This is a genomic window from Streptomyces sp. ISL-96 (assembly GCF_018614035.1).
Classification (GTDB): Bacteria; Actinomycetota; Actinomycetes; order Streptomycetales; family Streptomycetaceae; genus Streptomyces.
Map to the genome: position 1 here is coordinate 68999 of NZ_JAGGPA010000041.1, position 18547 is coordinate 87545.

General features: G+C 70.7%; 16 protein-coding genes. 13 read left to right on the forward strand and 3 right to left on the reverse strand.

Going from position 1 to position 18547, the window contains the following annotated elements; translation table 11 throughout:
* Positions 1-8: 8 nt before the first annotated feature.
* The 7 genes from J7E96_RS25165 (at position 9) to J7E96_RS25195 (ending at position 10123) form a co-directional block, all read left to right on the forward strand.
* Positions 9-1271, forward strand: coding sequence for a ubiquitin-like domain-containing protein (locus tag J7E96_RS25165; RefSeq protein ID WP_374196717.1), 1263 nt, complete (start codon positions 9-11; stop codon positions 1269-1271).
* A 260-nt stretch (positions 1272-1531) separates the two neighbouring features.
* Complete coding sequence (gene rsmA / locus J7E96_RS25170) at positions 1532-2458, forward strand: 16S rRNA (adenine(1518)-N(6)/adenine(1519)-N(6))-dimethyltransferase RsmA (protein ID WP_374196718.1); 927 nt, start codon at positions 1532-1534, stop codon at positions 2456-2458.
* A complete protein-coding gene (locus J7E96_RS25175; RefSeq protein ID WP_215134083.1) occupies positions 2455-3366 on the forward strand; it encodes a 4-(cytidine 5'-diphospho)-2-C-methyl-D-erythritol kinase in 912 nt (303 codons plus the stop codon). The genes rsmA and J7E96_RS25175 overlap by 4 nt, the downstream gene beginning before the upstream one ends.
* A gap of 165 nt (positions 3367-3531) precedes the next feature.
* Positions 3532-5334 (forward strand): ABC-F family ATP-binding cassette domain-containing protein, encoded by a 1803-nt coding sequence (locus tag J7E96_RS25180; protein WP_215134085.1) that lies wholly within the window; start codon positions 3532-3534, stop codon positions 5332-5334.
* 229 nt (positions 5335-5563) lie between these two features.
* Positions 5564-7405, forward strand: coding sequence for a PQQ-binding-like beta-propeller repeat protein (locus J7E96_RS25185; protein WP_215134087.1), 1842 nt, complete (start codon positions 5564-5566; stop codon positions 7403-7405).
* A gap of 68 nt (positions 7406-7473) precedes the next feature.
* Entirely contained in the window at positions 7474-9222 is a 1749-nt protein-coding gene (locus tag J7E96_RS25190) for a PQQ-binding-like beta-propeller repeat protein (protein WP_215134089.1), read from the forward strand.
* A 226-nt stretch (positions 9223-9448) separates the two neighbouring features.
* Positions 9449-10123: a LuxR C-terminal-related transcriptional regulator gene (locus tag J7E96_RS25195; RefSeq protein WP_215134091.1), complete on the forward strand. Its 675-nt coding sequence runs from the start codon at positions 9449-9451 to the stop codon at positions 10121-10123.
* A gap of 166 nt (positions 10124-10289) precedes the next feature.
* Here J7E96_RS25195 and J7E96_RS25200 read toward each other — a convergent pair whose 3' ends face one another.
* The gene (locus J7E96_RS25200; RefSeq protein WP_215134093.1) at positions 10290-10556 is read right to left on the reverse strand and encodes a hypothetical protein; all 267 of its coding nucleotides are present in this window, start codon (positions 10554-10556) and stop codon (positions 10290-10292) included.
* A 14-nt stretch (positions 10557-10570) separates the two neighbouring features.
* On the reverse strand, positions 10571-12241 hold the full coding sequence (locus J7E96_RS25205; RefSeq protein WP_215134095.1) for a sodium:solute symporter family protein: 1671 nt from the start codon (positions 12239-12241) through the stop codon (positions 10571-10573).
* A gap of 214 nt (positions 12242-12455) precedes the next feature.
* On the opposite strand from J7E96_RS25205, the gene galT reads away from it, so the two are divergent.
* The 4 genes from galT (at position 12456) to J7E96_RS25225 (ending at position 16833) form a co-directional block, all read left to right on the forward strand.
* Positions 12456-13490, forward strand: coding sequence for a galactose-1-phosphate uridylyltransferase (gene galT / locus J7E96_RS25210; RefSeq protein ID WP_215134097.1), 1035 nt, complete (start codon positions 12456-12458; stop codon positions 13488-13490).
* Complete coding sequence (gene galE / locus J7E96_RS25215) at positions 13487-14461, forward strand: UDP-glucose 4-epimerase GalE (protein WP_215134099.1); 975 nt, start codon at positions 13487-13489, stop codon at positions 14459-14461. The genes galT and galE overlap by 4 nt, the downstream gene beginning before the upstream one ends.
* Entirely contained in the window at positions 14458-15612 is a 1155-nt protein-coding gene (gene galK / locus J7E96_RS25220; protein WP_215134100.1) for a galactokinase, read from the forward strand. Before galE ends, galK begins: the two co-directional genes overlap by 4 nt.
* A 378-nt stretch (positions 15613-15990) precedes the next feature.
* A complete protein-coding gene (locus J7E96_RS25225) occupies positions 15991-16833 on the forward strand; it encodes a response regulator transcription factor (RefSeq protein ID WP_215134102.1) in 843 nt (280 codons plus the stop codon).
* Here J7E96_RS25225 and J7E96_RS25230 read toward each other — a convergent pair.
* Entirely contained in the window at positions 16792-17289 is a 498-nt protein-coding gene (locus tag J7E96_RS25230; RefSeq protein ID WP_215134104.1) for a MarR family winged helix-turn-helix transcriptional regulator, read from the reverse strand. The two genes, J7E96_RS25225 and J7E96_RS25230, sit on opposite strands and share 42 nt — an antisense overlap.
* An 88-nt stretch (positions 17290-17377) precedes the next feature.
* Here J7E96_RS25230 and J7E96_RS25235 point away from each other — a divergent pair, with 88 nt between their 5' ends.
* Both J7E96_RS25235 and J7E96_RS25240 read left to right on the forward strand, forming a co-directional pair.
* Positions 17378-18193 carry a trans-aconitate 2-methyltransferase gene (locus J7E96_RS25235; protein WP_215134106.1) on the forward strand — a complete coding sequence of 272 codons (816 nt, stop codon included), beginning with the start codon at positions 17378-17380 and terminating at the stop codon, positions 18191-18193.
* A gap of 159 nt (positions 18194-18352) precedes the next feature.
* Positions 18353-18544, forward strand: coding sequence for a hypothetical protein (locus J7E96_RS25240; protein ID WP_215134108.1), 192 nt, complete (start codon positions 18353-18355; stop codon positions 18542-18544).
* Positions 18545-18547: the final 3 nt, after the last annotated feature.

Here is an 18547-nt window from a genome sequence, read left to right on the forward strand (position 1 = left end):
GGAGCGTCGTGGGCAATTCGCAGGGCAGTCACCGGGCGGTGCGCGGCAGCGTCCGCGGCACGGCGGACACATATGTGCCGTCGTACGAGCTCCGCGAGCCGATGCTGCCGCGCCAGAACGCCGGGGGCGGCAGGGCGCAGGCCCGGCGTGCCGCCAGGCGCCGCAAGGTCGCCGAGCGCCCCGAGGCGCTGCGCCGGCTCGTTCCGCAGGCGCTTGTCGTCGCGTTCCTGGCCGGCGGCACCTCGGCGTTCGTCGCCAGCGACAAGGCGGTCAGGCTCAGCGTCGACGGCGTACCCCGCACGATGCACACCTTCGCCGACGACGTCACGGAACTGCTGGAGGACCAGGGCGTCGAAGTGGGCGCCCACGACCTCGTGGCACCCGCCCCCGGCGCGGCGCTGGAGAGCGGTGACGAGGTGGTGGTCCGGTACGGTCGGCCGGTCACCCTGACACTGGACGGGCAGCGGCGACGGATCTGGGCCACCGCCCGTACGGTCGAAGGCGCACTGCGCCAGCTCGGGGTGCGTGCGGAGGGCGCGTACCTCTCCGTCGCGCGCTCCCTGGAGATCGGGCGCGCCGGCCTCACGCTCGACGTACGCACCGAGCGGACCGTCACGTTCATGGCGGACGGACGCGAGCGGACCATCCGTACGAACGCCGCGACCGTACGGGAGGCGGTCGAGGAGGCCGGCATCAGCCTGCGCGGCCAGGACACCATCTCCGTGCCGTCCGGCAGCTTCCCGCGCGACGGGCAGACGATCACCGTGATGCGGATCAGGGGCACGAAGGAAGTGCGCGAGGAGCCCATCCCGTTCGGCATCGTCCGCACCGAGGACGCGTCGCTCTTCAAGGGCACAGAGGTCGTGGTCCAGGCGGGCGAGCAGGGCTCAAGGAGAATCACCTACTCCGTACGGACCGTCAACGGCGTCCGGCAGACGCCGAGGAGGATCGCCGAGGAGATCGCGCGGCAGCCGGTAGCGCGCCACGTGAAGGTGGGCACGAAGGAAAAGCCGGCGTCCGTGGCCGGCGCGGACGGGCTGAACTGGAACGAGCTCGCCCACTGCGAGTCCGGCGGCCGTCCCGGCGCGGTGGACGCGACGGGCAACTACGGCGGCCTGTACCAGTTCGACGCGCAAACCTGGCAGAGGCTGGGCGGCAGCGGCCGCCCGGAGGACGCGCCCGCGAGCGAGCAGACATTCCGAGCGAAGAAGCTGTACATCCAGCGAGGCACCACCCCCTGGCCCCACTGCGGCCCCCGCCTGAAGCACTGACCCCCGCGCCGCCCCGGAGCACACCTTCACGCCTGCGGGGTCACTGCCTCCACGACAGCACGGCTACACGTTCGCGGTGCCGGGAGGGGACGTGTCGGGGCGCTCCCCGCAGGGTGTCGAACGCAACGAGCCCGCATACAAAAACCAGTACCCGAACGTTCGGCACCCGAGGAGACGCCCCGGCGCGGCACCGACCCCAGCGCCCCGGGCGCCCGCCCCGGCCGCACGGTCGCGGTTCCGGGGGCCTTTACGCTTGAGCGGTGAGCACCACTGAGCCTTCTGAGCCCCTGCCTGACCCGACGCCCGAGCCCACACCGGCCTCCCCGTCGGCGCCCGACTCCCTCCTGGGCCCCGCCGACATCCGGGAGCTGGCGGCGGCACTCGGCGTACGCCCCACCAAGCAGCGCGGCCAGAACTTCGTCATCGACGCGAACACGGTCCGCCGGATCGTACGGACGGCCGGCGTGCGCCCCGACGACGTCGTGGTCGAGGTAGGCCCCGGCCTGGGCTCACTCACCCTCGCACTCCTGGAGGCCGCCGACCGCGTGGTCGCCGTAGAGATCGACGAGGTACTCGCATCCGCCCTCCCCGCCACGATCGAGGCCCGCATGCCGACCCGGGCGGACCGTTTCGCGCTCGTCCACTCCGACGCCATGCACGTCACCGAACTGCCAGGGCCGCCCCCGACGGCCCTGGTCGCGAACCTCCCGTACAACGTCGCGGTCCCCGTCCTCCTCACCATGCTGGAGCGCTTCCCGAGCATCGAGCGGACGCTCGTCATGGTCCAGGCGGAGGTCGCGGACCGGCTCGCGGCCCGCCCCGGCAACAAGGTGTACGGCGTGCCGTCGGTGAAGGCGTGCTGGTACGCCGAGGTCAAGCGGGCCGGTTCGATCGGCCGCAACGTCTTCTGGCCCGCCCCGAACGTCGACTCGGGCCTGGTGTCCCTGGTGCGCCGCACCGAACCGATCAAGACGACCGCCACCAAGGCGGAGGTCTTCGCGGTGGTCGACGCGGCCTTCGCGCAGCGCCGCAAAACGCTGCGGGCCGCGCTGGCCGGCTGGGCGGGATCGGCGCCGGCGGCCGAGGCGGCGCTGGTGGCGGCCGGGGTTTCGCCCCAGGCGCGGGGCGAGTCCCTGACGGTGGAGGAGTTCGCGCGTATCGCGGAGAACAAGGGAGCAGCGGCATGACGGTGAAGGCTGCGGTCACGGTAAGGGTTCCCGCGAAGGTGAACGTCCAGCTGGCGGTGGGCGGCGCGCGCCCCGACGGCTTCCACGACCTGGCGAACGTCTTCCTGGCGGTCGGCCTGTACGACGAGGTCACCGTCACCCCGTCGGACTCCCTGCGCGTCACGTGCTCAGGCCCGGACGCGGCGCAGGTCCCCCTGGACCGTACGAACCTGGCCGCGCGGGCGGCGATCGCGCTGGCCGAACGCCACGGGCTGTCGCCGGACGTACACATCCACATCGCCAAGGACATCCCGGTCGCGGGCGGCATGGCGGGCGGCAGCGCGGACGGCGCGGGCGCGCTGCTGGCGTGCGACAAGCTGTGGGGTACGGAGTCCTCCCTGCCGGAGCTTCTGGCCATCTGCGCGGATCTGGGCAGTGACGTGCCGTTCAGCCTGGTGGGTGGGGCGGCACTGGGCACGGGCCGCGGGGAGAACCTCACGCCCCTCGATGTCGGCGGCACGTTCCACTGGGTGTTCGCGGTGGCGGACGGCGGCCTGTCGACACCGGCGGTGTACGGCGAGTTCGACCGCCTCACGGCGGGCACTGACGTCCCGCCCCCCACGGCGTCCCCGACCCTCCTCGCCGCCCTGCGCACCGGCGACCCGACCGCTCTCGCGGGCGCCCTGGTGAACGACCTCCAGCCCGCGGCCCTGTCCCTGCGTCCGTCCCTCGCCGCCACCCTGGCGGCGGGCACGGACGCGGGCGCGCTGGCGGCCCTGGTCTCGGGCTCGGGCCCGACGACGGCGTTCCTGACGAAGGACGCGGAGTCGGCGGAGTCGGTGGCCGCGGCACTCACCGCGTCGGGCACCTGCCGCACGGCGAGGGCGGCGGAGTCCCCGGCCGTGGGCGCGACGGTGGTCGCCGCCTGAATCCGGGGCCACGAGGGACCGGGAGGGCCGGGAGGGACCGGGAGGGACCGGGAGAAGCGCACCGGCCCACCGCGTCAGCGGCCGCGCACCGGGTGGTCGTCGGGGACGTGGCGGAGGCGACTACGCTGGTACGCCTATCCCTTTTCTGTCCTGGAGCGCGCATCAATGGCCGTCAACCTCGTAAACGTCGAGGCCGTCAGCAAGGTCTACGGCACCCGTGCCCTGCTCGACGGCGTGTCCCTCGGCGTCTCCGAGGGGGACCGGATCGGTGTCGTCGGCCGTAACGGCGACGGCAAGACGACGCTCATCCGCATGCTCGCCAAGCTTGAGGAAGCCGACACCGGTCGCATCACGCACAACGGCGGCCTGCGCCTCGGCGTCCTCACGCAGCACGATTCGCTCGACCCCGCCGCGACCGTCCGCCAGGAGATCATCGGCGACCTCGCGGACCACGAGTGGGCGGGCACCGCCAAGATCCGCGACGTACTGAACGGCCTCTTCGGCGGGCTCAGCCTGCCCGGCTTCGAGCACGGACTCGAAACCGTGATCGGCCCGCTCTCCGGCGGCGAGCGCCGCCGTATCGCGCTCGCGAAGCTGCTCATCGACGACCAGGACCTGCTGGTCCTCGACGAGCCGACCAACCACCTCGACGTCGAGGGCATCGCCTGGCTCGCCAAGCACCTCCAGGCCCGCCGCTCCGCGCTCGTCTGCGTCACCCACGACCGGTGGTTCCTCGACCAGGTCTGCACCCGCATGTGGGACGTGCAGCGCGGCGCCGTGCACGAGTACGAGGGCGGTTACTCCGACTACGTCTTCGCCCGCGCCGAGCGCGAGCGCATCGCCTCGACCGAGGAGACCAAGCGCCAGAACCTGGTCCGCAAGGAGCTGGCATGGCTGCGCCGCGGCGCCCCCGCCCGTACGTCGAAGCCGCGCTTCCGCGTCGAGGCGGCCAACGAGCTGATCGCCGACGTGCCGCCGCCCCGCGACACCTCCGCGCTGATGAAGTTCGCCAACTCGCGGCTCGGCAAGACCGTCTTCGACCTTGAGGACGTCACCGTCCAGGCCGGGCCCAAGGTGCTGCTCAAGCACCTCACCTGGCAGCTCGGCCCCGGCGACCGCGTCGGCCTCGTCGGCGTGAACGGCGCGGGCAAGACCTCGCTGCTGCGCGTGCTGGCCGACGCGGCGCGCACGCAGGGCGACGCCCAGCCCGTCGCGGGCAAGGTCGTCGTCGGCAAGACCGTGAAACTCGCGTACCTCTCCCAGGAGGTCGGCGAGCTCGACCCGAAGCTGCGCGTGCTGGAAGCCGTTCAGCGTGTACGGGACCGGGTGGACCTCGGCACCGGCCGGGAGATGACGGCGGGCCAGCTGTGCGAGCAGTTCGGGTTCTCCAAGGAGAAGCAGTGGACGCCGGTCGGCGACCTGTCCGGCGGTGAGCGGCGCCGGCTCCAGATCCTGCGGCTGCTGATGGACGAGCCGAACGTACTCTTCCTCGACGAGCCGACCAACGACCTCGACATCGAGACGCTCACGCAGCTGGAGGACCTGCTCGACGGCTGGCCCGGCTCGATGGTCGTCATCTCCCACGACCGGTTCTTCATCGAGCGTACGACCGACAAGGTGTACGCCCTGCTCGGCGACCAGACGCTGCGTAACCTGCCGCGCGGTCTCGACGAGTACCTGGAGCGCAGGCGGCAGATGATCGAGGCCGCCACCCCGGCGCCCGCCGCCGTCGCCGCGCCCGTCAAGAAGAAGGCGTCCGGCGACGCCCGTGCCGCCCAGAAGGAAATGCAGAAGATCGAGCGTCAGCTCAGCAAGCTCTCCGACAAGGAGACGAAGCTGCACGCCCAAATCGCGGACAACGCGACCGACTTCGAGAAGGTCGCCCTGCTCGACGCCGAGCTGCGCGAACTGGTCGCCGGGCGCGATGAGCTGGAGATGCGCTGGATGGAACTCGCCGAGGACGCGTAGCAGATCCTCAAATCCGCATAACGAGCGCGTCACGGGCCGGTCCTCCCTTGGGAACAGGGGCGGACCGGCCCCTCGTTGGAGGGGGCCCAAGTGATAGAAAGAAGCCCCGCTCGACTGACGTAGATCTGCGGGGCTCAAGCCTGATTCGCTCCTTTCTGGGGGAGTTACGCCGCCGGAATTGCGGGGGAGACCGAACGGGCGGCGGTCTCGTGTGAAGAGGTAAGCGCTGATGTCTCAGCCGCCCAACCAGCCGCCGCAGGGCGGCTTCGGAGCCCCCCAGGACCCCCGGCAGCAGCCGCCCCAGCAGCCGCCGCAGCCGCCTGCCCAGCCACCGCAGATGCCCCCGGCCCCGCCCGGCCCGCCCGCGCAGCCCGGTTACGGCTCCCCGCAGGCACCGCCGCAGCAGGCACCGCAGCCGGGATACGGCTACCCCGGCCAGCAGCCCGGCCAACAGCCCGGCCAGGCAGGACCGTACGGTCAGCCGCAGCCCGGACCGTACGGTCAGCCGCAGCCCGGTCCCTACGGCCAGCAGCAGCCCGGCCCGTACGGTCAGCCACAGCCGGGTCCCTACGGCGGCTTCCCCGGCGCACCCGCCCCGGGCACCGGCGGCACCGGCGGCGGCTTCAAGGGCAAGCCCGCGGTCATCATCGGCGCGGTCCTCGCCGCGGTCCTCGTCGTCGGCGGCGGCATCTACCTCGCCGTCAGCGGTGACGACGGCGGCAAGAAGAAGCGGCCCGTCGCCGGCAGCAGCAACGACAACAAGCAGGACGGCCAGCCCACCGGCGGCACCGGCGACCCCAGCGACGACTCCGCGGGCGGCCGTGACGCCGGCGACGACCTGAACGCCGGGCGCCAGTCGGGCGAGTCCAAGGTGCTGTGGCTGCAGAAGAACGACGTGGACCTGCCGCGCAACGGCGCCGACGTGTACGGCCCGTGGTTCACCGACGGCCTCGTCGTCAAGGCGATGTACAAGAAGGTCGCCGCCTACAGCACCACCGACGGCAAGGAGAAGTGGAGCCTTCCGCTCTCCACCGAGATCTGCGCGGCGCCCGTCAGGGCCTCCGACGACGGCAAGATCGTCATCGGCGTCAAGAACGGCACCACCGAGAAGGCCAAGTGCAGCCGGCTCCAGCTGGTCGACCTGCAGACCGGCAAGGCGGGCTGGCAGGCCGAGGTCAAGAAGGAAGGAACGTTCGACCTCCTCTCCGACATCACGATCGCCATCAGCGGCAACACCGTCACCGCCGGCCGCACCGGTCACTCCACCGCCTTCAGCATGAAGGACGGCAAGGAGCTGTGGGGCAAGCTGCCCGGTGAGTGCCAGCCGTACTCCTTCACCAGCAGCGCCAAGCTGATCGCCGCCGCGGCCTGCTCCACCGGCGAGACCGCCAAGCACCACGAGCGGATCCAGGAGCACGACCCGGCCACCGGCAAGGTCAAGTGGTCGTACCCGCTGGCCAAGGGCTGGTCGGTCGACAAGGTCTACTCCGTCTCCCCGCTCGTCGTGTCCGCGCAGGAGCGCGCGAAGAAGACCTGGAGCATCATCGCGCTCACCGACAGCGGCAAGCTGCGCTCGGTGATCGACGGCGGCAAGGACAAGTTCCAGCCGCAGTGCGGCGGCAGCTTCGTCATCTTCGGCCGGAACCTCGAAGGCTGCACCGGCGTCGCCGCCGACCAGAACGCCTTCTACATGGCCACCGCCGAGAAGACGACCGGCCTCAAGCGCACCAACGAGGTCGTCGCCTTCAACCTCGACACCGGAAAGCCCAAGTGGCGTTCCGCCGCCACCGACCGCCCGATGATGCCGGTGCGGATGGAGGGCGGAGAGGTCCTGGTGCACATGGACGCCTCGTACGACATGGGTGGCGCGCTCGCGACGATCCCGGCGTCGGGCGGCAAGCCGAAGACGCTGCTCCAGAACCCGCAGTCGACCGCCGAGATCGAGAACAGCTTCTTCACGACGAAGGTCGCCTACGAGGGTGGCCAGTTCTACGTCGTCGCCTCCCGCGTCAGCGCCGGTAACGACGAGGAGGAGAAGGAGACGAAGACCATGATGGTCTTCGGCAAGTGACGGCCGGTGACTGAGTTCCGGGTCTTCTCCCACGTCTTCGACTCCCCTTCTCCAGAGGTACGTACGCCATGACGCAGCCCCCGTCCCCGCCCCCGCCGCCGAACGAGCCCCCGCAGGGCGGGTTCGGCGCCCCGCCGCCCCCGCCTCCGCCCGCCGGTCAGCCCGGCTACGGCTACCCGCAGACGCCCCCGCCCGCCCAGCAGCCGGGTTACGGCTACCCCTCCCAGCCCGGCCAGCAGCCCGGTTACGGCTACCCGGGCCAGCAGCCCGGCCAGCCCAACCCGTACGGCCAGCAGCCGCCTTACGGTCAGCAGCCCCCGTACGGCGGCCAGCAACAGCCGCAGTACACCTACCCGCAGGGCATGCCCCCGCAGGGCGGCGGCAAGAAGGTCAACACCACCACGGCCGTCGTCATCGCGGCGGTCGTCGCGGTGGCGCTGATCGTCGGCGTCGGCGTCTGGTTCGCGACCGGCGACGGGGGCGGCAAGGACGACCCGGCGCAGAACTCCTCCGCGGGCTCGACGGGCGGTGGCGGCGACGACGGCAAACCCGCCCCCGACGGCGCCGGCAAGGAAGAGAAGCCCTCCAACGCCAACTCGAAGGTCCTCTTCCAGCTGCCCGCTCCGAAGGTGACGGAATCGGTCGCCGGCGTCAACGGCTCCTGGATCACCGACAAGGCGTACGTCAAGAGCGGCCTCAACGAGGTCGTCGGCCACAACCTGGACAGCGGCGCCGAGCTGTGGAGCATTCCGCTGCCGGGCGAGGTCTGCGCGGCGTCGCCTCACGTCACCAAGGACAACAAGACCGCGATCCTCTTCGCGGGGCCGATGCCGGCGGGCAAGACGTACTCGCCGTGCACCGAGGTCGGTGTGATCGACATCGACGCCGGCAGACTGCTGTGGCAGAAGTCGGTCAAGGACGGCGACGACAAGATCATGTTCAGTGAGGTCACCGTGGGCGGTGACGCGGTCGGCGCAGGCGGTACCAGAGGCGGCGCGGCCTTCGACGTCGCCACCGGCAAGGTCCGCTGGCAGCCGAAGCCCAACGCCGAACAGTGCCGCGACGTCGGCTACGCGGGCGGCGAGGCACTCGCCACCGTACGCAGCTGTGGTTCGGCCAGCGCTCCGCAGCTCTCCATCGAGCACCTGAACCCGAAGACCGGCGCGCCGATCGCCAAGTACAAGATGCCCACCGGCGTCGACCGGGCGAGCATCGTCTCCACCAAGCCGCTGGTGGCCGCCGCCGACGTCGGCGACACCGCGGGCGACGGAAGCGGGGTCTCCGACTTCTTCTCGATCGACGAGAAGACCGGCAAGCTGCGCGCCAGGATCCCGGTCGATGCCGAGCAGTACGCGCCGAGGTGCCGCGACACCGAGGGCTGCACGAAGATCGTCGTCGGCAACGGCAGGATCTACGTGCCGACCGAGGAGCACGAGGGCGGCGCCGAGGGCGGCCGTACGAACGAGATCGTCTCCTTCGACCTGGCGACCGGCAAGCTCACCGGTGACCGGGCCGACGCGGGCGACCGCTACACGATGCACCCGATCCGCATGGACGGCGGCAACATCATCGCGTACAAGTACCCGCCGTACGACAAGGGCGGCCAGGTGGTGAGCATCAACGGCGGTTCCATGAAGGAGACGCTGCTGATGGAGAACCCGGCCGACAGGGCGGTCCGTGATGTGACGACGAGCTTCGTGGTGGACTCGGCCGAATTCCGTTACGCGGACGGCCGCTTGTTCATGGCGACTCGTCTCATGAGCCAGGAGCGCGAGGGTTTCAAGCGCTACTTGGCGATCGGCTTCGGCACCGGCTGACGGGTCCGGCACGCTGGGTCGTCCGGCCCCGGCAGTGGGTTCGTCTCCGCTGCCGGGGCCTTCCCATGTCACATCCGCCCGGCAAGTAGTCCTGAATCGCGAGGAATTCGACAATCCAGGGGGTTTCTTACCAGTAAGGGGCGCGCAACGTCGAACAAGCGTGTAGCTTGCCGGGTCAGGAGGGCCGGGGGGCCAGCTCCAGGGGCAGGGGTATGGGGGTTTCTCTATGGGCGTGCGGCTGATGGTGGTTGATGACCACCGATTGCTCGCCGAGGCGCTCGCCTCGGCGCTCAAGTTGCGCGGGCACCGGGTGCTCGCGGCGGCCGCTCCGACGTCGGGGGCGGCGGAACTGGTCGTCAGCAGGGCGCCCGAGGTGTGCTTGTTCGGTACGGCGAGTCCCGCCGAACCAGGGGTTTTCGACCCGATCGTCCGCATCAAGCACGAACGGCCGCAGGTGGCCGTCGTCGTGCTGGGCCCGGTGCCGAATCCGCGCGGCATCGCGGCGGCCTTCGCTGCCGGGGCGTGTGGGTACGTACGCCACGACGAGCGCATCGAAGGCGTAGAGCGCGCGATCGTGAAGGCCCGCGCGGGGGAGGCGGCGGTGGCACCGCAGCTCCTCGCGGGCGCGTTCGCCGAGCTGCTGAACCCGGCGGCGCAGCCGGACGACGAGGGGCAGCGGCTGCTCCAGATGCTGACGCCGAGGGAGGTGGAGGTCCTGATGCGGGTCGCGGACGGTGAGGACACGCGGCTGATCGCGGCGGGTATGGGCATCGCGCCGAGCACGGCGCGTACGCATGTTCAGCGGGTGCTGATGAAGCTGGGCGTGGGCTCCCGCCTGGAGGCGGCGGCCCTGGCAGCACGAACGGGCCTGCTGGACCGGGCGACGCCGCCGCAGAGCTGACTGGGGCGCTGCCCCAGACCCCGCTCCTCAATCGCCGGAGGGGCTCCATAGGAGCCCCTCCGGCGATTGAGGACACGCCCGCAGGGCGTCTGTGTTGACGGGGGGGCTGGGGGCTTGCCCCCAGTTCGGGAAGGGGCGGGGTGGGGAAAGGCCCGCCGCAGGCGCCCTACTCGGTCGGAGGGGCTATCGGCCGCAGCTTCAGCCAGATCAGGAAGAAGAGCCCAAGGGCCAGCATGGCCAGCCCCGTCCACAGGTTGATGTGGACCCCCTCCGCCTTCCTCAGGTCCGCCTCGGACGGGCTGATACCGGCGATCGTGACGATCACGCCGTACACGACGAACAGGCCGCCGATAATGCGGCGGATGTCGAAAAGGCGTGCCGCGGTCGCGGACTTGCGCTCCAGCTCGGAGACTTCGTGGTGCAGCTCAGACATGTTCTGGCCTCCGGTCAGAAGGAGTAGGGGACATAGCAGAGGGCGGCGATGACGATCGCGCCCCAGCCGAGCAGAGCGGGCTTGCGATACCACGCGTCGTCGCCCTCACCCGGCGGCTCCTCCAGCCCCGGCGAGCGCGTCCCGTACACCAGCCCCGCCAGCTCCGCCTCCGGCTTCGGCGCGGTGAAGAGGGTGACGACGGCCATGACCACCGCACCGGCGACGAACCCGACGATCGCGGAGACGAAGTTGGCGCCCTGGTCGGTCGGGATGTCGATGATCCCCTCCTTGTAGATCCAGAAGTAATTGACCATCGCGGCGCCGGTGCCCGCGACCAGGCCCCAGACACCGGACTTCATCGAGGCACGCTTCCAGAACATGCCGATGATGAAGACCACGAACATCGGGACGTTGAAGAAGGAGAAGAGCGTCTGGAGGTAGCTCATGATGTTGGAGAAGCTGGACGCGATGAAGGCCGTGCCGATGGACGCCAGCACGCCGATCGCCGTGATCAGCCGGCCGAAGCGCAGGTAGTACGCGTCCTCACGCCCCGGCTTTACGTACTTCGCCCAGATGTCGCTGGTGAAGACGGTGTTGAACGACGACACGTTGGCCGCCATACCCGCCATGAAGGCCGCCAGCAGACCCGTCACCGCGATGCCCAGCACACCGTTCGGCAGCAACTCCTGCATCAGCAGCGGGATCGCGTCGTTGTACGTCAGGTCCGAGCCGGCGGTGCCGATCTTCGGTACGAGTACGGCGGCGACCAGGCCCGGGATCATCACCAGGAACACGATGAAGATCTTGGGGAAGGCGGCGATCAGCGGAGTGCGCTTCGCGGCGGAGAGGTTCTTCGCGGACAGCGCCCGCTGCACCTCGGCGAAGTTGGTGGTCCAGTAGCCGAAGGAGAGCACGAAGCCGAGGCCCAGGATGATGGTGAGCCAGTTCGCGCCGAGCGGGTTGGCGTCACCTATGCCCGTACCGCCCCAGGCGGTGAGGAAGTTGTCGCCGTGACTGGCCTGAAGTGAGCCGGTCAGGCCGTCCCAGCCGCCGACCCGCTTCAGGCCGAGGATGGTGAGCGGGATCAGCGCGGCGAGGATCACGAAGAACTGCAGCACCTCGTTGTAGATCGCCGAGGAGAGGCCGCCGACCGTGATGTAGGCCAGCACGAAGAAGCCCGCCACGACGATCGACACCCACTGCGGCCAGCCGAGCAGCGCCTCGACGACGATCGACAGGGCGTAGAGGTTCACGCCCGCGATGAGGATGGCGGCGAAGGCGAAGAGGACCGAGCTCAGCAGGTGCGCGGACTTGTCGAAGCGCTGGAGCAGGAACTCGGGGACCGAGCGGACCTTGGAGCCGTAGTAGAACGGCATCATCACCAGGCCGAGGAAGACCATGGCCGGGATGGCGCCGATCCAGTACCAGTGGACGACAGCGACGCCGTACTGCGCGCCGGTGGCGGCCATGCCGAGGATCTCGGTGGCGCCGAGATTCGCGGCGACGAACGCCAGGCCGGTGACCCAGGCCGGCAGTGACCGGCCCGAGAGGAAGAAGTCGAGGCTGGTCTTCACGCTGGCCCGGGCGGCGAATCCGATGCCGAGGACCACGGCGAAGTAGATCGCCAGAATCGTGTAGTCGAGCCCGTTGGTGGGGAGCCGTAGCCCTTCGGCCAGGTAGTGCATGGAGACCTGCTTCGTCTTCGTCGAGCGAACGGACCAGACGGAACCTACGCCTCCACATAGCGGAACTGAAGACTTTTGTTGGTGTTCTTTGTTTGATTGTGATGCGGGAGTCGGTCGGGAGGCGGCGGCCCGGCAGTGTTGACTCCGATGTTTGGCCGTGGTTTGTTGTGTTCGGTTATGTTGTTCCGTGGTGGGTGTGATGAGGAGCCTGCGTGTGAAGAAGACGTCGACCCGGCTGGCCGACGGCCGGGAGCTGCTCTACTACGACTCCCGCGACGACGCCGTACGCGATGCCGCCGACCCGCGGCCCCTCGAACCCGTCGCGACCACCTCGCAGATCCGCCGCGACCCGCTCCTCGGCGACTTTGTCGCCATCGCCTCGCACCGCCAGGCCCGCACCTACCACCCGCCCGCCGACGAGTGCCCGCTCTGCCCGTCGCGCGACGGCCGGCACAGCGAGATCCCGGCCGCCGCCTACGACGTAGCCGTCTTCGAGAACCGCTTCCCGTCACTGGCCGGAGACGCCGGGCGCTGCGAGGTCGTCTGCTTCACCTCCGACCACGACGCGTCCTTCGCCGACCTGAACGAGGAGCAGGCCGGCCTCGTCCTGGAGGCCTGGACCGACAGGACGGCGGAGCTCGCCGAGCTCCCCGGCGTGCGGCAGGTGTTCTGTTTCGAGAACCGGGGCGCGGAGATCGGCGTAACCCTCGGTCATCCGCACGGCCAGATCTACGCCTATCCCTTCGTCACCCCCCGCACGGAGCTGATGCTGCGCTCGGCGGCCACGCACCTGGCGGAGACCGGGCGGAACCTCTTCGACGACGTCGTGGAGCGCGAGCGCGCCGAGGGGATGCGGGTGGTGCTGGAGGGCGAGCACTGGGTGGCCTTCGTACCGTACGCCGCGCACTGGCCGTACGAGGTGCACCTCTACCCGAAGCGGCGCGCGGCCGACCTGCGGGGGCTCGACGACGACGCGCGCACAGAATTCCCGCAGATCTACCTGGAACTACTGCGTCGCTTCGACCGGATCTTCGGCCCCGGTGAGCCGCCCACGCCGTACATCTCCGCCTGGCACCAGGCACCGTTCGGCGCCCCCGACTTCGCGCTGCACCTCGAGCTTTTCACCATCCGACGCACTTCGGGCAAGCTGAAGTTTCTCGCGGGTTCCGAATCCGGCATGAATGTGTTCATCAACGATGTGCCGCCGGAGACCGCGGCAGCGAGACTGCGAGAGGTAGCGAGCGAGTGAAGCAGCAGCAGAAGTACCTGGTCACTGGTGGTGCGGGATACGTCGGCAGCGTGGTCGCGGCCCATCTCCTGGAGGACGGCCACGAGGTGACCGTCCTCGACGACCTCTCCACCGGCTTCCGCGAGGGCGTCCCGGCCGGCGCGACCTTCATCGAGGGCCGCATCCAGGACGCGGACCGCTGGCTGGATTCCTCGTACGACGGCGTACTGCACTTCGCCGCGTTCTCGCAGGTCGGCGAGTCCGTCCTCGACCCCGAGAAGTACTGGACGAACAACGTCGGCGGGACGATGGCGCTGCTCGCCGCGATGCGGGGCGCAGGCGTGCGGAAGCTGGTCTTCTCCTCGACCGCGGCGACGTACGGCGAGCCGGTCTCCACACCCATCACCGAGGCGGCGCCGACCGCGCCGACCAATCCGTACGGCGCCTCCAAGCTCGCCGTCGACCACATGATCAGCGGCGAGAGCGCCGCGCACGGCCTGGCGGCGGTCTCCCTGCGCTACTTCAACGTGGCCGGCGCGTATGGCACGTACGGGGAGCGGCACGACCCCGAATCCCACCTCATCCCCCTCGTCCTCCAGGTCGCGCAGGGCCGGCGCGAGTCGATCGCCGTGTACGGCGACGACTACCCGACCCCCGACGGCACCTGCGTCCGCGACTACATTCACGTCGCCGACCTCGCCGAGGCGCACCTGCTGGCCCTGGGGGCGGCCGAGCCGGGCGCCCACCTGATCTGCAACCTCGGCAACGGCAACGGTTTCTCGGTGCGTGAGGTCGTGGAGACCGTACGCAAGGTCACGGGGCACCCCATCCCCGAGACTCCCGCGCCGCGCCGGGCCGGCGACCCGGCGGTGCTGGTCGCGTCCGCCGACGCGGCGCGCGAAAAGCTCGGCTGGAAGCCGTCCCGCGCGGATCTCGCGGGCATCGTCGCGGACGCGTGGGCGTTTGCCCGCCGGGAGGAGAAGGACGTATGACCGACGCCGTCATCAAGGGCTTCACCGAGCTGTACGGCGCCGAGCCCGACGGGGTGTGGGCGGCCCCAGGCCGGGTCAACCTCATCGGCGAGTACACCGACTTCAACGACGGCTTCGTGATGCCGCTCGCCCTGCCGCACACGGCGGTCGCGGCGGTCACGCGCCGCGACGACGGCGTGCTGCGCCTGCACTCGGCGGACGCCGACGGCGGCATCGTCCAGCTGCGCGCCGACGAACTCGCGCCGCTCGGCAGTGGCAGCGGCGGATGGGCGGCGTACCCGGCGGGGGTCGTGTGGGCGCTGCGGGAAGCGGGCCACGCGGTCGGCGGCGCCGACATCCACCTGACGTCGACGGTGCCGACGGGCGCCGGTCTCTCGTCGTCCGCCGCGCTGGAGGTCGTCACGGCGCTGGCCCTGAACGACCTGTACGAGCTGGGGCTTTCCGGCGCCGAGCTGGCGGTGGTCGCCCAGCGCGCCGAGAACGCCTTCGTCGGGGTGCCCTGCGGGATCATGGACCAGACGGCGGCGGCCTGCTGCACGGAGGGCCACGCGCTGCACCTGGACACGCGCGACCTCACGCGCCGCCAGGTCCCGTTCGACCTGGCCGCCCACGGACTGGAACTGCTGGTCGTCGACACGCGCGTCAAGCACGCGCTGGGCGACGGGGCGTACGCCGAGCGGCGCGAGGGATGCGAGGCGGGCGCGCGGGCGCTGGGCGTGACGGCGCTGCGGGATGTTCCGTACGCCGGTCTGCGGGCGGCGCTGGAGTCTCTGGGCGACGAGCGGATACGCCGCTACGTACGCCACGTGGTGTCCGAGAACCACCGCGTGGAGCAGGTGATCGGCCTCCTGGACGCGTCGGATCCGCGAGCGGTGGGCCCGCTCCTGACGGAGGGGCATGTCTCGCTCCGCGACGACCTCCGCGTCTCGTGCGCCGAACTCGACCTGGTGGTCGAGTCCGCCAACGCGGCGGGGGCGCTGGGGGCGCGGATGACGGGGGGCGGGTTCGGTGGCTCGGCGATCGTCCTGGTGGAGTCGTCGGCGTCGGACACCGTCACGAAGTCGGTCGAGACGGCTTTCGCGGCGACCTCCCGTACGGCGCCCCGCATCTTCCGGGCCATCCCGGCGCAGGGAGCCCACCGCGTCGCGTGACGGCTCTCCGGCACTGTCAGGCCTCGCGGACCCGCGGTGCCGTTGTTGGTCGAGTTCTGTCGTCTTCTGTCTCGAGAAGGAACAGGAGGCACAGCAGAAACACACCGGCCAATCAGTTCTGCGAATTGCCTTCCGCTTGCCGCCCCCGCCCGTACGCTGAAGAAGAGCGCCGGTGGGGGCCGGTGCTTGATCAGGGGGCGAGACAGTCGGGTACGTCGCCCGGGGTGGTCAGTGGTCAGTGTTCGGTACACGGCGGCGGCCGTGCGTCCGACGTGACGTGCACCTTCCTCCGGGCGTCGTACCCGCAGGCGGTTTCGCCTCCCCGGGGGGGCCCAGGGGGACATCCCGGCACAACGCGGCAGCGGCATGGGGGTGTCTGTGGTTCGGATCCGGGTACTGGTGGTGGACGATCACCGCATTTTCGCCGAGTCGCTCGCCGCGGCCCTCGCCGCCGAGCCGGACGTCGATGTCTGCGCGGCAGGCAGCGGCCCGGCCGCGCTGCGTTCCCTGGAGCGGGGGGCGGCGGAAGGCCGCCGATTCGATGTCATGCTCGTCGACGCCGACCTCGGCACCACCGCGGTGCCGCCCGCCCGCGCGGTCCGCGTGCCGGAGCCGGGCGAGGACGGTCCGGTGGACGGTATCTCGCTGGTGGCGGGCGTCCGGTCCGGGCAGTTGACCGTACGCTCGGTCGTCCTCGCCGAGAAGGACGATCCGCGCCGCGCCGCCCTCGCGCTGCAGGCCGGGGCCGCGGGCTGGGTCGCCAAGGACTGCTCGCTGCAACGCCTGCTGGCCGTCATCCGCGGCGTACTGCGCGACGAAACGCACCTGCCGCCGGCGCTTCTCACGGGCGTACTGCGCGAGTTGACCGCGGCTCGCAAGCACCGCACCGACAGTGAGCGGCTCGTCGAGTCCCTCACCCCGCGTGAGCGGGAGGTGCTGCGGTGCATGGTGGCGGGGCTGGGCCGCAAGGCCGTGGCCGAGCGGCTCTTCCTCTCCCCGCACACCGTCCGTACGCACATGCAGAACGTGCTGGGGAAGCTGGGCGTGCACTCCACGCTCGCCGCCGTCGCGCTCGCGCGCCGCGCCGGGGTCGGGCCGGTGGACCTGGGGCCGGTGGGTCTGGGACCGGTGGATCCGGGGCCGGTGGTCCCGGGACCCGTGGAGCCGGGATCCGTGGGCCTAGCCCGGGATGTTGTCGAACGGGGCGGTCAACCGGCGTAGCAGCCCGGCCAGTTCGCCGCGTTGCGCGCGCGAGAGTTCGGCGAGGATGGCCCGCTCCTGCGCGAGCAGCCCCGCGAGCGCCTGGTCGGCCCGGTCGCGGCCCTCGGCGGTGAGCCGCACGAGGACGCCGCGGCGGTCGCTGGGATCGGGCAGCCGTTCGACCAGGCCCTTCTTGGCGAGCCGGTCGATGCGGTTGGTCATGGTGCCGGAGGTGACCAGGGTCTGGGTCAGCAGCTGGCCCGGCGAGAGCTGGTACGGGTCGCCGGCGCGCCGCAGCGACGTCAGTACGTCGAACTCCCACGGCTCCAGCTGATGCTCGGAGAAGGCTATGCGCCGGGCGCGGTCGAGGTGGCGGGCCAGCCTGGAGACGCGGCTGAGGACCTCGAGTGGTTCCACGTCGAGGTCGGGGCGCTCGCGGCGCCATGCAGCGACCAGTCGGTCGACCTCGTCCTCCATGGCGATCAGTGTAGTTGGTCTGTCGACATGAAGTCTCTTGGCGTAGAGAATCTTGATGTCGAGAGGGCTGGGTGGTCAAGCTGCGTACATGACGGTACGCCCCCCGATCTGGGACCCGCAGCAGTACCTCCGGCACGCGGGCCACCGCATCCGGCCCTTCCTCGACCTCCTCGCCCGCGTCGACGCCCCCGCGCCCGCCCGCATCGCCGACCTCGGCTGCGGCGCCGGCAACGTGACCGCGCTGCTGGCGGACCGCTGGCCCGCCGCCCGCATCACGGGTTACGACAATTCCCCGCAGATGCTGGAGCGGGCCGCGCGGCACGCGGGGCCGCTCCTCGACTTCGTCCACGCCGATGCCGCGACCTGGGCGCCCGAGGAGGCGACGTACGACCTGATCGTCTCCAACGCGCTCCTCCAGTGGGTTCCGGACCACGCCGACCGCTTCCCGGCCTGGCTGGACGCACTCACCCCCGGCGGCACCTTCGCCTTCCAGGTGCCGGGCAACTTCACGGCCCCCAGCCACACGATCCTGGCCGCCCTGCGCGATTCCCCGCGCTGGCGCGGACGGCTGGGCGGCGCGGGTGGGCGGGCGGCGGTGGCGGCGGTCCTCGAACCGGGCGACTACCTCACCCGCCTCACGGCGCTGGGCTGCGAGGCCGACGTATGGGAGACGACGTACCTTCACGTCCTCCATGGCGAGGACCCGGTCCTGGACTGGGTGAAGGGCACAGCCCTGCGGCCGGTCCTGACCGCCCTCGCGGACGATCCGGAGGCGAGGGAAGCCTTTGTCGCGGAGTACGCCGAGGCCTTGCGTGGTGCGTATCCGGCGGGACCGCACGGGACGGTCTTTCCGTTCCGGCGCATCTTCGCGGTCGCACGGAAGGGCGGAGGGAAGGCCGTTTGAGCTGACCTTTGGTCAGGGAGGTGCAGCTGTTACGTCGTCAACAAAGAGGCGGATTTCTCTCGGATTTCCCGTCGGACCCGCGCCCGTTATCTCCCGTTTGCAACCAATTGGGGCCCATGCAACGCTGGTTGTTCAGCCGCTAGAAGAGGAGATGGTCCCATGATCATGGACCGCACTTCCCCGGTCGAGACCGCGGCGCTGAGCGCCGAAGTAGAGGGGCTGCTGGATTCCACGGAGCCGGAGGGCGTCTTCCGCGACACGCGTGAGTGTGAGGGCTCCTTCCTGCTCGCAGCTTTGCTCCTCGGCTCACCGCCGACCCCCCGCCCGAAGACGGACCCGAAGGCCCGTTGAGGA